This window comes from Anaerolineales bacterium (assembly GCA_030583885.1).
Classification (GTDB): Bacteria; Chloroflexota; Anaerolineae; order Anaerolineales; family Villigracilaceae; genus Villigracilis.
In genome coordinates this window covers 4,088,211-4,101,757 of sequence record CP129480.1, presented here as the reverse complement: position 1 = coordinate 4,101,757, position 13,547 = coordinate 4,088,211, and the positions used below count along the sequence as shown (strand labels likewise).

Genomic DNA, 13,547 nt, shown 5'->3' with positions numbered 1-13,547 from the left:
GCGATGGCTGAATCCAAAGTTGATATTTTGGCGGTCTTTCCGGACCTCGAACCTGCCGCCGACGCCATTGAGCATCTCCGCTCCATGGGCGTCCATGACGAGTGCATGAACGTCATCTCCGGCGTTCCCGTCACCGAAGCCATGCTCGGACGTCCCAATCAATGGACGAACGTGCCGCGCATTGCACTTGGCGGGGCGATCCTTGGGTTTTTGGGCGGGGCGTTCCTGATGTTTGTCTCCCCATACCTGTACCCGTATCCCATTCAAGTCAGTTCGCAGTACCCTGTTCCTGGTCCCCCAACCGTTGTGGTTCTCTTCGAACTGACCATGCTCGGCATGCTGCTTTCCACCTTCCTCGGCGTATTTTTGGACAGCTTCTTTCCCAACTACCGCCCGATGAAATACGTGCCCGAGGTGAGCGACGGGAAGATCGCCATCCTGGTCGAATGTTCGCATGTGGAAGAAAAGAAGGTTACGGATGCCTTGAGAAAATTGGGCGCTGAATCCGTGAGACCTGCGGAGGCCCAACACCTATGAGACTTTTCAAACAACTCGTTTTCGTATTTTTCGCGCTTGGCATCCTTGTCAGCGTATTGATGATCTTCACCTACGATGTGATCAAGATTGACTGGGTCGTCTTCATGGAGATCCAGGATTCGTATGGCACGCAGGAGAAACCATTGCAGGTGCCGGCGCGGTCCATTCCCATCGAGGGTCCCGCCTACGTGCCCGGTGCGGGGGCGCCTGCCAACCCTGTCCCTGCGGATGAAGCCTCCCTCGCGCGTGGTGTGCAACTCTTCGGCATCCATTGTCAGATGTGTCACGGCGAGGCAGGGCAGGGCAATGGTCCGATTGCCGCCTTCCTGGTACAGAAAAAACCCGCCGACCTTTCCGGTGCCCTTGTTCAAGACAAGGACGACGGCACGCTTTTTCTCACGATCAGCAACGGCTTTGGCCTGATGCCGCCCCTGAATGGAAACCTCACGGTTCGCGAACGCTGGGACGTGGTCAATTACATCCGCACGCTCAAAGCGGCGGAAGGACAATAGGGAGTCATCAGAATGAATGATGATGTTAGAAAATATATCTATGGCGCGTTGGTTGTCTTTCTGGTCGGTGTGCTTGTTTGGATCGGCTTTATCTATATCAGCGCCTGCGGCTTTACATTGACTTGCACGCGTGGCGCAATGCCTGTCGAGCGCACCCCCATCCCCACCCTGTTGCCGGCCACGATGCCTGCCATGGAAATGAGCGGCGCCGAAACCATTCCCTTTGACAGTGATGTGTGCCGTGTCGTTGCAGTGGACCTGATCGGAGCATGGGTCGAGGCGGGTTCATCCGAAACAGCTGCATTCCAATTCACCGATGTCAATGGTAAAAATTGCGAATCCAGTTTTGAAGAGGTAAGACCCCTCTTTGTGGAAGCCAATCTCTGGTACTCCGGGTCGCTTTCCTGTGTTTCCTGTCATTCGGTGGATCTGGAGATCTCCCTCGCGCAATTGGACTTGAGCAGTTATGCAGGCATCACATCCGGTTCCCGCCGTGCGGACGCCGAATCCAGGGGAACGGACATTCTCGGCGCTGGAAATTGGGAATCATCCCTGTTATATAAATTTATTGTCACCAGCAATGAGGACATCCCCGGTCATACCGAATCGATCTCCGGGCTTTTGATTTTCGCCGGGAAGCCCGCTCCAGTGGAGGAGGCAACGGCCACCCCATCGCCCTAAAAAGCCATATAGCAAAAAGTCCTGGTCCGGGCGATCAGGTCTTTTTATGCCATATTGAACACGGAAAATTTTCTCTGGTAAAAATAACAACGTCCCTCGGAGAGGGACGTTGCTCTCTGGCGGAGAGGGCGGGATTCGAACCCGCGAACCTTTGTGGGTTACACGCTTTCCAAGCGTGCGCGCTAAGCCAGACTACGCGACCTCTCCAGTTTTCCAACGAGCGGGCGAATTATACCATGTGTTTTTATATGGGCAATGTTTCCTGTTGTCAGGGTGCATCAACTTGGAATAATCTGTAATTGACCAAATTTGGGCTGTCTTCCCAGCGACCGCATAAATTTAACAGACTTCCCGGTTCAGGTAAGAGATCGGTTTTGATGATGACAAGCGCCTCACGGTTTGATCTAAAATCAAGCGTATAAAAGAGAGAGGCTGGGGGGGTAATTGATTTTATCTTTTCGATCAAACGGGAATCTGCAAGGTCATGTGCATTACGTCGAAACGTGCTTATGTGGAAGTTGGGCATCCAATCCATGAAGATGATATTCTCGCGAAGGACATTGATGGAGGTGCCTTCATCAAATTGTACGACGATGTTGTCCATTCCGGACGGACATGTATTTGCCGCAATGATGGGGGATTTCGCTGTTGCCTTTATAATTAAAGGTGCAGCGATCAGGATTGTGACCAGCGCGATGGAAAATGCAGAAGTTGGGAATTCAGCTTGTATGTCCTGCGTGGTTTTGAATGCAAAACGAACACGGAGCTGGTCGCACAAATAGGATACTCCCATTGCGGGGAGCAGACAAAAAAATGGTATGGTCGCTGCGTACAGGCGGACACGGTAAGCATCCGTTGGAGGAACAAATGGGACGGAAGCCAGCACTCCCAGTGCTGTAAAGAGTGCCAGACTAGTATACGGATCCTTGCGATTTTTTAACCACTTGATGATTCCCATTCCACCAAGAAAATACATTCCCCATCTCGCTGCCTCGTTCATAAAATAATTCTCCCCGGCCACGAAGGAATATGCATTGTACCAAGTGCTTGAAAAGAATTGGTTCCAGTAGTGCAAGGCACCTTTCATCAAGAGTGATGGTTCCTGGAAAAACAGTTCAATGGCAAGCCGGTAAATGGTGGGTGTTGCTTCCGCCCCGGGAAGTAAATTCAATTCCGGGTGTGCTTCAAAGATATACGTCCAGGAGTTTCCGCCGGACACCAGGCCGTACAAGGCCCATGAAAAATTTGAAAAAGCAATTCCTCCCGGCCCGGCAAGGGCTTTGATCATGATGTTGTTTAGATAAAACACAACGAGAATCAGGATTGCTCCTGTAATAAAAAAAACTGCGGGGAAGTTTTTCCTTCCCCGAAACGCAAATCCTCCCCAAAGAAGAAGGGCTGGCAGCACAAACATGGCTCCAGGGCGAATATTCAATGCCAGTGCGATCAACATGATCCCAAATAATGCATTCAGTTCCTTCTTGGCGGATATGCCCCGCCAGATCAGCGCAGTCCCCAGCAGACCAATGCTTAAGCCAAGTGACTCAGACATGGTTGTGCCGCTGTGATGGCGAAAATACAAAAAAATCCATAGAAGAAAACAGACAGCTGCCCCGGCTCCGTGTGTTTTCTGTATCTCCCTTGAAGCCAGATAGGATGAAATTCCAGCGACCGCAGTAAGGATGCCAAGCGCAACCATAAGGTTCCGGTCGCTCAGCCATAGTAAAAACGAGAGAAATCCAGGGAAGAAAGGACGCATTCCTGAAAAACTTGAAATGTTCATTCCATGCAGAATGCGTAGTGCGTCAATATAATAATTTGTTGCATCGCTGACAGGAATCAGCCCATTTAAAAGGATGGAGTGGGTCTTCCCGGAAGCCCACAGACCTGCGAGCCCCAATGCGAACAGTGACATGGTGGTTATGAATGCCAGCAATGTGCCAAACCGTCCCGAAATGCGGTAGACCGTATACATAAGTAATGCGGCAAGCGGAATAACGATCCCAAACCCCAATCGTAGTGCCATGCTGACAGGTCTTAATATATTTGGTGAGCGATTCGTCAGGATCAAACTAAAAACAATGATTGATGCTGTCATGCAAATGATCTGCCATGCAAATGGGTGGATTTTGTTGATAAAAGCAGTGATTTTTGTATTCATGGTTACACCGGGGTATTATTTCTTTATTATAAGGTGATTTCTAGCCACGGATAATTCGGAGAAAAGGGAGTGATCAATATCCAAGATATTCCATGTCGTTGCGAGCCCATGAAGTGGATGAAGCAATCCCCAAATTAGAAGGAGATTGTTTACCACTGCGTGGCAGGCGTCGTCGGGCTCCGCCCTCCTTGCAGCGACATTGCATCTTGATTTTGATGTTAGACACTTCCCGGATAAATGTTAGATTTTATCGGCATTAATTTTTTATCCACGAAGTTCACGAAGAATCACGAATTTCTTTTCTTTCTTCGTGAAAATTCGTGTCCTTCGTGGAAGAATCATCTTCTTTCCGATAATGTCTATTAAAGGCCTGGATATTATCGAATAAAATACATTGTAAATCGTACTTCAAGCGCGACCCGCAACAAAAGTCCTGGAGAATGAAAAACAGCTGAACAATCTGTGCTAACCATGGATGCCTTTTTTGCCGCGCAAGTCAACTGCTGGGTGAGGTTTGCTCAGGCACCAGGCGTCCCGCCGGCTGATTTTGAAAATAGAACAATTCCTCCACCTGGAAGGATGCTTTTTCCAGGTGGAGGAAAATATTAATTTAGTAAGAAATTATGGTTGTTTATATTCTCTGCAATGCCTCATATTCCAACTTAAGGAACTGGCGGAATCGGAGTCGGAAATTCAATAATGAATATTGGGAAACAGAAACAAACACCGTTGTTGCAGAATAAGAAGGTGCCGGGCGGACATGAAGTTCCAGGCGGAACAGGAGCACCCTGCTGTTCTTTTTGTGGAACCGGACAAATACCAGCTTCGTTTCCAGTAGGCTGGAAGCCGACCGCCATGCGGCAGGAGTTGTCAATTTCGGCAACCTCCTTGATGGGGTAGAAGAACTCCAGTCCTTTATCCGCCGCGCCTGCCTGTTCGTGGGTGAAGCGGTCATTGATATCGAACAAGGCGGGATCGAGCAGGGAGGTGCCAGCCCACATATTGATCATGAACTTGGCGGGGTTCCCCAGCACTGATTTTTTGACGGCAAACTCAATTGTATTGGGGTCATTTGGCGAAATGCGAACCCAGGCAGTATCCGGATCGTCACCCTGTCCTTGATCGAAGATCAGGGTTTCAAATCCATCCCCTTGCACGGGGTTTTTGTCTGTGAGAGCGGGAAGTTCACCACCGACATCGCGGTTTGCATCCTGATACACTTTGACGCCTGTAACGGTCCATTCGGTGGATTCAGGCTTGTTTGTAAGGATGAACCAATCGCCTTTGCCGTTCACTGTTACATCCAATTCAAGGGCATATTTTTCATTCTGGGAACTGCTTGCCCCCAATTCCTTGAGGGTGAGTTTCCCGTAAACCCAGGTATCGTCCTGATATACCTGTGTGTTTACGATGTCCAGCTGCGAAAAATACACGTCCATTGTGTTTGCATTGAACGGTCGTTCAAAACGATTAAAGGTGAACCGGTCTCCGCCGATGAGCGAATTGTTCTCCAAAACCTTGGAGGAATCAAAGTCACCGGCCTGGCCGCTCTGGCTGGAAGGAAAATCAACGGGGATGACTTCATGCTGAATCGATGGGGCATCCGGGGGGGCGCCACCCCCCTCGTCGCTGATTTCCTGTAGGTCGTCGATTGGGGCTTCGGCCGGGCCTGGTTCCGTCGATGGGATGCCGCAAGCGAGGATGGCTGCGCCCAGTACCATCAGGGATAGCATTGTCTTAATATTTCCATGTTTCATTTTGTATTACTCCTTATTAATAAAATGAAAATTGACATACTGTTATTTTAACCAGATGTATGCAAAATAGTTATGGGAAGAAAGTACCTCCAGTACTAATGGTCGATTAAAGCAGAAAGCCCCAAAGAGAGTTTTGGGGCTTTCTGAAAATATCTGTGAACCGTATTATTGGCTTATATCTTGGACGTAATCCACTGCGCCGGAACAGGCTCCGGTCAGCTGCGGCGACACGCTTTCCCAGGTTAATGGCAAGCCGTTGACCCCCTGGGCAAAGGTGATTGCCTCTGCCAGGCATCCCCCCCCTGCGTTGTAATTGACCAGAGTGAACTTCCACAAGTCTTCATAGGTGGCGGCTTCGCCGGGCGATTCGCCGGTGTAATTATAGATTACCTGCCCTGCCTGTTCGCAATTGGCGAGCAGGGTGTGGGCAAATACGCCGACTGAAAAGTCCGCCTGTGTAAGGTCAAGACCAAGCGGGCATTCCTTGCAGGTGGCGTTGACACTTCCCACCAATGCGCGGCGTAGGGCGGTTTTCGCTTCTTCGTCAAGGTGCATGTATCCCAGGCTGCATACGTGGGAGTCCATGACCAACGGGCAGAACTGATTGAAGAACGAGCGATTCCAAAAGAGGGTGGTGTCCGCACCGTTCTCTGTCAGTTGGCCCAGCCCCACGTCTCCGACTGCCTGATAGATGCCCGGCCAGAACTGGCTCTCGCGCGCGAAAAGATTTTTCAGCAGACGCGCCGGCACGCCTGTTTCTTTTGCAGTCTTGAGAATCAGCTCATCGAACTGGTTTTGCCATGCGTTGACGGCGGGTCTCGCCTTTTCCAGGCCGCATTGATTGACAACATTACCCGCCGCCAGGCCGCCATCCGGACAGGAACTCGCATCCACTGCGCCTTGCAGGATGAGGTTGGCGGCAAGATAGGTATAGGGAATGTCGCTGCTGAGCTCTTCGCTTTGTTTTGGCGTGCTGAGCCATTTTGGCGCGCCGCCCACGGGAGGAAATACTCCCCAAGCGTCGGAGCAGGTGGCAACGGCATGTCCCTGCCATTGTGCGGATAGTACATCCACATACCAGTAGAATTGGTCCGGGTCGCCTTCGTCTGCCAGTTTTACGCGGACTTGCGCTTTATGGACGGGACTGCTGTCTCCGTAACTGGAATATGACCAGAATTCAACTGTGACGCCGTCATCGTCCGTTTCGGGGATTCGGAATTTGCATTTGATATCATCGCACCAGAACGCCTCGCCGTCGTATGTCCCTTCGATGCGGATGATGGATTCGTTTGGAAGAGGCTCAAGTCCGCTGATGACCAGGGTCGGTTTGGTCTCACAGATGTTGGTGCCTGTGCTGAACACCGGTTCGCAGTCCTCGAGCGAAATCCAGGCGCTGGCAGCAGGGAGTTGCATGGCGATCTCTTTTTCTTTTGGCTGACTTTTAGTCAGCCGCGCGTAATATCCGTCGCAGTTTTTTACATCGTGAATATTACAGGCAGGCTGGGTCATCCATTTCTGATAAACCGTTTGCCCGCAGTCTTTATATATTTCCCCCGGTACTGGCATGCCGTCATGGTCAATGATGATGGAGCATACCGGTTTTTTCCCTTTCCAGGTTAATAGCTGCCATTCGTAGACAGTGTAATCCACGGCGATGATGGTAAAGCGGTCCGGGCCGGGCGGCGGATTGGAGGCAGAGGCAGGCGTAACGGCAGGCGTGAACGCCATGTTCGAGATGGCAATCACCAATAGGATGAATCCAAGCGTCCAGCGGCGCCTTTGCATGAGAATCAAAGAGTCCGCCCGGATTATAAGCGGACTCTTTTTCAAACGGGCTATTTCTTTTTCGGCTTTTCAGTTTCCAGTGATTTGAGGATTTCGAGGTCTCGATTGAGGTTCCTGTTTCTCAGGTAAATGCTGAGGACATAGATGCCCATGGTGAGGAAGGAAATGATGTAGCCTGCGATCATGTAGCCTGAGGTGTCGGGGTAGGATTCCATTTTGTTCTCCAATTACATTGATGCTTTGAGTTTGAGTTGTTCGACCTTTTCCTGCAGGCCGCTAATGCGGATGCGGTGCCACATCAGGTCTATGAAGATGATGGTGAAGGCGGCAAAGGAGACGAGCATGGCGGTGACCATGTCCCCACTCATGCTGAAGCCGCCTTGTGCAGCGGCGCTCTCGTTACCGATGACAACCGGATGAATGGTGCGGAAGAGGCGGATGACCATGAAAGTGATGGGGACGCTGATACCGCCCAACAGGGTGTATACCGCGCCAAAGCGGGCACGTTTTTCAGGGTCTTCGATGCCTGCACGCAGCATAAAATAGGCGATGTAGATGAGTTCGGTGATGGCGGCTGTGGTGAGGCGCGGATCCCAGGTCCACCAGGTGTTCCAGGCGGGACGTGCCCAAATGGAGCCGAGCACGATGGTGATGAAGAAGAACATGGTGCTGATTTCCACGGCCGCAACCTCGAAGCGGTCCCAGCGCATGTCCTTGGTAATGAGGTACACGACGCCGGCGATTGCCGCGAGGATAAACCCGAGCATGCCGACCCATGCCGTGCCGACATGGAAGTAGAAGACGCGCTGCACCTGTCCCATGAACAGTTCGGTGGGCGCAAAGATGAGGGCAAAGTAGGTGGCGGTGCCAAGGGCAATAATGGAGATGATATCAAGAATGGTAAGAGCAATTGGTCTGGATTGCATTGGGCGAACTCCTTTGTGATGTACGATTTTAGATTTGCGATCAACCGTTGTCTGATTAAAACGCAGTTGATATAGTGTCTGCTGAGAATGTCGTTTCAGGTTTTGTAGATTTAGAAGGTTTTTATGAAATACGTCCTTTGTCTTTGTTTACTCCCTTGTCAACGGGGTCTGCCTACTCCTCCACTACAAAATCAAAAACCATGAATGAAATGGCGATGAAGACCACGTCATAGACGATGAGCAGGTTGAGCGGAGAGAGGATCTCCTCGAAGGGTGCGCCCATTAATATTCCGCCGCTGGCTTTTACCGAGGCAAGCAGGACGGGAATTGCAACAGGAAAAAGAAGGATGGGGAGCAGTACATCTCTTGTGCGGGTTTGTACGGACATGGCGGAGAGCAGGGTGCCGACAGCGATATACCCGATGGAACCAAGCAGGATCACGCCGAGAAAACTGGGTTGAAAAATGCGGGTTTCGTTGTAAAGCAGGGCATAGAGCGGGAGCACGATTGCCTCGACGATCAACATGAAAGCCAGGTTGCTGATGGCTTTGCCAAAGAAGATGGCAGAGCGGTCGACTGGCGCGAGCAGGAGTCCATCCATACAGCCGCGGTCTTTTTCCACAGCCATCGAGCGGTTCAAGCCGAGTGTGCCGGCGAAGGCAAAGGTCGTCCACAGCACACCAGCAGTGACGGACTGGCGCACTTTAATGTCCAATTCCAGTGCAAAGTTGAAGATGAGAATAACGAGCATGGAAAAGACCAGCATGGCGGACAACAGTTCGCGCGAACGGAATTCCGCGGAAAGGTCTTTTCGTACGATTGCCATGGTGGCTTTGAAGAAGGATGGACGATATTCCATTGCCTGCTTATCGATGATTACGGTTTCCGTCATGGATTAATCCACCAGTGCCTGTTTGTAGAATGCGAGAAGATTCGTGTTTTTTAATTCATTCTGCGTTGCCGAGGCCGCGATCACGCCATGCGAGAGGATATCGAACCTTGTGGCGAGATCTTCAGCACGGACAAGATCATGGGAGGTCATGACGACGGTGCGTCCCTTCGCGGCGACAGAACGCAGGACATCGTCCAGCATTTCAGACGCATCCTGATCGAGACCTGTATAGGGTTCGTCGAATAACATGACCTCGGGGTCGTGGATGACCGCCCTGCCGATGGCAAGGCGCTGCTGCATTCCGCGTGAAAAAGTGCGGACGAGGTCTTTTCGGCGATTTTCCAGCCCGACCATCTCCAAAACTTCCGTGACGCGCATTGCAAAATTCATAATCCCATACATGCGCGCATAGAATTGCAGATTCTCTTCGGCGGTCAGGTCGGGATAGAGCAGGGGCAGATGCGAGACCACACCCAGCTTTGCGCGGACTTGTGCGGATTCGCCCGGAAGGGAGTAGCCTGCCACTGTGACACTTCCCAGGCTTGGGCGCGAGAGCGAAGCGAGAATTCGCAGAAAGGTGGTTTTTCCCGCGCCATTCGGTCCGAGCAATGCCACGAATTCACCCGCTTCAACGGAAAAATCCACACCGCGCAGGATGGCTTTAAGCCCAAAGCGTTTGACGAGTTTTTTTGTTTCGATCATTAAGAGTTTCTCTTCAACGCATCCTTCAAATCCGTACGCCGTTGCTTGTAGGCCTGGTCAGGCAGCTTGCCGGCGCGGTGCAGTTCGTCGAGGGCGATGATGGCGTCCATGATGGATTCGGCATCGTCAAATTCCTGCTCTTGCTCCTCCTCGAATTCCTCCTCTTTTTTGCTGTCACGCCTATACATCCATACGCCGGCGAGGATGAGTGCCACACCGAGTGCGCCGATCCCGATCAACAGGGTCTGGTTCTGGGTGATATTCGGGGCAACAGCGGTCTGGGTTGGTTTGCCGCTGAGTGTGAACTCAATGCTCCCGCCTTTTTCCACCGCGCTGCCATCATAGACATGGAAGTTGGTGTTCTGGATGGGTTGAATGCCGGTATCTGTCAACGTGGAGCCTTTTGCCTCCACGCCTTCGGGCAGGAACAGGGTCAACTTGCTGATGGACAGGAGGGCGGGCTGTGAGATGGTAATCTCTTTTTCCTTGGGAATGGATGCGAACGCGATCAGGCCGTAGGAAACATCACTGGGAGGCATGGCGAAGCCATCGGCTGTGGGTACGAAGGCCGCGCTATCCTGTGTGGCTTCATAGCCAAGTCCGCTTGCGCCTTCTGGAAAGGCAATGAATGGCACGGTTTGTCCGTCGCCTATTTTGACAAGGATGGTTTTATCGCTTATGTTGGAGATGGTATAGACGGCGAAGATCTGCGCCGTGTTTTCACCTGCGAGATCGAAGAAGATTTGCAGCGATTCGATTTTCAATTCGCTGTAATCCTCCGTTGTTGCATACACAACAATGGAGGGCAGGGTCAATTCGGTTGTGCCGGCCGGCACAACGCCGAATTCAGATTGATACTTCAAGCCGTTCAATTCAAGTTCTGCAATGTAGATCTGTCTTTCGACGATTTCACCGATTTCGAAAACATACGTTCCATCCGGACTGACGGTCACTTCAATATTGATGAACTCCTGCGGACCGGCGCTTGGATCGGTTCCGTGGTCAAAACCGCGCAGGGTGACCTTTAACTCGGATGGCAGATCTGCGCCGGTTTGATTGTCAATTACGCCTCTGATTCTGCCTGCGCTTGCCGCTCCCGGTTCTTCACTGGTTGCCCCTGCATCCGCCGCTTCCGGCGTGACTTCAGCCTGTCCGCCAGCCTCAGGCGTTTCCTCCGCTGACGGGGTTGCTTCAGCCGGGACAGGCGTCTCGGTCACAGAAACAGCTGCCAGCGCGGCGGGAGGCGCAAAGGTCAATGTGCGGACGTATGCGGCGAGTTCGGTAAACCCGCCCTCGGTCATTTTGGATTCAAGTGCAGGGAAGTTGGGAGTCCCATCCTGGAGTAATTGTGCGAGTTCCATGTTGGAGAGCGATGCCATCCATTCCTGGTTGCGGAAAATTTCGGTGGGACAATTACCACAAAAAGTCTCGTACAACTCCTTGCCTCTCTGCAAATCCTTTTCCGTAACATGCAATGTGAGCGCATACCCCACAACATCCCAGCGTTCCTGCTCGCTCAAACTGAGGAAGGGCGGCATAAAGCGGTCAATGTTGCCTTGTGTGACGATGGTATACCATTTGACGGGTGAGGCCTTGCTCGCGGTTTCGGGTAATGCAAACGCGGCAACCGTGACGGGAAGTTGCTTGCCCTGTTCGCCGTCGCCAAAGCCCGTATCCCCATGACAGGGCGCGCACTTCTCCGCATAGATGACCGCGCCGTTTTCGATATCCGGTGCACTGGCGGGATAGAGCGCTCCCAGGGTTGGGACGGGCGTGGGCGGCACATAATTGGGTGGGGGGGTGACATCCGCCGCAAGGGTCATATTGCAGGCGGCGAGCAGAATTGCTGTGACCGAAATAATAAATAGGTGGCGTAGTTTCATGAAATTCCTCAATGTCAGCTTTTAGCCGGCAGCCAACCGCTAAAAGCTGATTGCTAACTGCTTAATGCCTTCCCGCAAGACGGGCAGAATTTATCCGTAACCAGCACGGGCTTGCCGCATTTCGGGCAGAATCCGGCAGACCTGGTTTTATGTTCCCTGCGCCGTGAAGCGATCATGGCCTCGAGGTCTTCATCGCTTGGTTCGGCAACTTTTGCCGCTGAGTCCGCGCGTTTTGCGGCGGCGGCTTTCTCGATGCGCGTTTCAGCATCCCTGGCTGAGGATGATACCGGCGCGATCTCATCGAGCTTGCGAAGGATGTCCGCGCCTTTTTGCAGGAGCAGCGCGCGTTGTTCGGGATAATCTTCCGAGGGGATCTTGCCGAGTTTGAAATCGAAATCGAGTTCCTGCAGGGCATTAATGACACGGTCGCGCTCCGCTTTCAATGCAGAGACCTCGTGCGACTCGCTGACCCGCGCGCGCCGCGCGCGGGTTGTGAAGGGCGCATATAAATAGACGCCGACGATCACAAGTACTGCCAGTACCAAAAATAATGAGCCCAATTCCATGTGTCCGCCTTATTGCAATTTTTGTTCGATGATGGATTTTATCTCATTGACCGAAAGGAAGGGTCCAACCTTTACATAATAAAGTACGCCGCTGCGGTCAATAAAGTATGTTTCGGGCACGCCGCGGATACGGAACATTTGCGAGATCTTTGTGCCCATATCGGGTCCGTTGGGATACGAAATTCCAAACTTCCTCAAATACGCGCGCGCCTCGGGTTCGGTATCCACATAATCCACGCCGAGGAACATCACCTGTCCCGTTGGTTCGTAAAACTGCCAGGTTTCCTCCAGTTCGGCGGCTTCCTGTTCGCAGGGCTTGCACCACGAAGCCCAGAAGTTCAACACCACCACCTTGCCTTGAAAGTCGGAAAGTTTTACTTCGCCTCTGCCTTCATATTCGTACCCGCTGAATAACGGCAATGTGAAATCAGGGATTTTATCGCCCGGCTGAACCGTCCCCTGCTGGCGTTTGCTGAGCGTCACCCCCACCAGCACAAGCAAACCCACAATGAATACCCAGATGGCAATCTGCGCCCAGAGCGGCACGCCGCGTTTTTGGGTGTTTGTTTCAGTCATAAAATTCTCCGTAATAAAGTAGAGGGGCCCGCCAGAGTTAATCGGCTTTCATGAAAAACAGACGGGTCGCCCTTACAGCTATTTTCTTTTCTTCAACTCTTCCTCGAAACGGGCGACATAATCGTCTTTTTCAAGCGACGCTTCACGTTCCTCGTCCGTGCCTGCTTCAACGGACTTGGGCTTTGTCCATTCGCGGAAGGAGCTTAAAAGAATGAACGCACCGGCCAAGATCATCACCGGCGGCAGGATGTAGATCAGCCAGTTCAATCCCGTGCGCGGAGGTTCAGCCAGCACACGAGCGCCGTAGTTATCCACGAAATATTGCTTTATTTCCTGTTCTGTCATACCCTCGGACAGCTGCAGGCGGATCAGCTCACGCCATTGACGGCAGGCTTCCGTCGGGCAGACATCCAGCGGTGTATTCTCACAGACCGGGCAATACAATTCCCTGGCGATCGCATTTACTTCGTCATCGGTGGGAAGGTTCTCCTGCGCGAGCACAACGCCGGTGAAGAGCGCGCCTAGAATAAGAACAAGGGGTAAAACGAGAATATTTTTTCTCATGTATA

14 protein-coding genes and 1 tRNA gene are annotated in these 13,547 nt (G+C 52.0%); 3 read left to right on the top strand and 12 right to left on the bottom strand.

The features are described 5' to 3' along the window. The first annotated feature begins 3 nt into the window (after positions 1-3). The 3 genes from QY332_20560 to QY332_20550 are packed head-to-tail and all read left to right on the top strand — an operon-like array spanning position 4 to position 1,730. Positions 4-537, top strand: a complete 534-nt coding sequence (locus QY332_20560) for a DUF3341 domain-containing protein (GenBank protein WKZ36008.1) — start codon at positions 4-6, stop codon at positions 535-537. Continuing rightward, positions 534-1,049 carry a cytochrome c gene (locus QY332_20555; GenBank protein WKZ36007.1) on the top strand — a complete coding sequence of 172 codons (516 nt, stop codon included), beginning with the start codon at positions 534-536 and terminating at the stop codon, positions 1,047-1,049. Before QY332_20560 ends, QY332_20555 begins: the two co-directional genes overlap by 4 nt. A gap of 12 nt (positions 1,050-1,061) precedes the next feature. Then, positions 1,062-1,730 (top strand): hypothetical protein, encoded by a 669-nt coding sequence (locus QY332_20550; protein ID WKZ36006.1) that lies wholly within the window; start codon positions 1,062-1,064, stop codon positions 1,728-1,730. Positions 1,731-1,847: 117 nt separating this feature from the next. On the opposite strand, the gene QY332_20545 is transcribed toward QY332_20550, so the two are convergent. The 12 genes from QY332_20545 to QY332_20490 form a co-directional block, all read right to left on the bottom strand. Further along, positions 1,848-1,937 (bottom strand) — tRNA-Ser (locus QY332_20545). Between the two features lie 61 nt (positions 1,938-1,998). After that, positions 1,999-3,891, bottom strand: a complete 1,893-nt coding sequence (locus QY332_20540) for a hypothetical protein (protein ID WKZ36005.1) — start codon at positions 3,889-3,891, stop codon at positions 1,999-2,001. A 662-nt stretch (positions 3,892-4,553) separates the two neighbouring features. After that, on the bottom strand, positions 4,554-5,648 hold the full coding sequence (locus tag QY332_20535; GenBank protein WKZ36004.1) for a hypothetical protein: 1,095 nt from the start codon (positions 5,646-5,648) through the stop codon (positions 4,554-4,556). Positions 5,649-5,813: 165 nt separating this feature from the next. Further along, on the bottom strand, positions 5,814-7,433 hold the full coding sequence (locus QY332_20530; GenBank protein ID WKZ36003.1) for a hypothetical protein: 1,620 nt from the start codon (positions 7,431-7,433) through the stop codon (positions 5,814-5,816). A gap of 50 nt (positions 7,434-7,483) precedes the next feature. Continuing rightward, positions 7,484-7,648 (bottom strand): hypothetical protein, encoded by a 165-nt coding sequence (locus QY332_20525; GenBank protein WKZ36002.1) that lies wholly within the window; start codon positions 7,646-7,648, stop codon positions 7,484-7,486. 12 nt (positions 7,649-7,660) lie between these two features. Next, positions 7,661-8,359 carry a cytochrome c biogenesis protein CcsA gene (gene ccsA, locus QY332_20520; GenBank protein ID WKZ36001.1) on the bottom strand — a complete coding sequence of 233 codons (699 nt, stop codon included), beginning with the start codon at positions 8,357-8,359 and terminating at the stop codon, positions 7,661-7,663. Positions 8,360-8,531: 172 nt separating this feature from the next. Next, a complete protein-coding gene (locus QY332_20515) occupies positions 8,532-9,251 on the bottom strand; it encodes a heme exporter protein CcmB (GenBank protein WKZ36000.1) in 720 nt (239 codons plus the stop codon). Between the two features lie 3 nt (positions 9,252-9,254). Next, positions 9,255-9,953 (bottom strand): heme ABC exporter ATP-binding protein CcmA, encoded by a 699-nt coding sequence (gene ccmA / locus QY332_20510; protein WKZ35999.1) that lies wholly within the window; start codon positions 9,951-9,953, stop codon positions 9,255-9,257. Next, positions 9,953-11,836, bottom strand: a complete 1,884-nt coding sequence (locus tag QY332_20505; protein ID WKZ35998.1) for a cytochrome c — start codon at positions 11,834-11,836, stop codon at positions 9,953-9,955. The genes ccmA and QY332_20505 overlap by 1 nt, the downstream gene beginning before the upstream one ends. A 53-nt stretch (positions 11,837-11,889) precedes the next feature. Beyond that, the gene (locus tag QY332_20500) at positions 11,890-12,402 is read right to left on the bottom strand and encodes a zinc ribbon domain-containing protein (GenBank protein WKZ35997.1); all 513 of its coding nucleotides are present in this window, start codon (positions 12,400-12,402) and stop codon (positions 11,890-11,892) included. 9 nt (positions 12,403-12,411) lie between these two features. Beyond that, a complete protein-coding gene (locus QY332_20495) occupies positions 12,412-12,978 on the bottom strand; it encodes a TlpA disulfide reductase family protein (protein ID WKZ35996.1) in 567 nt (188 codons plus the stop codon). A gap of 78 nt (positions 12,979-13,056) precedes the next feature. Further along, positions 13,057-13,542 carry a cytochrome c-type biogenesis protein CcmH gene (locus tag QY332_20490; protein ID WKZ35995.1) on the bottom strand — a complete coding sequence of 162 codons (486 nt, stop codon included), beginning with the start codon at positions 13,540-13,542 and terminating at the stop codon, positions 13,057-13,059. Between the last annotated feature and the right edge of the window lie 5 nt (positions 13,543-13,547).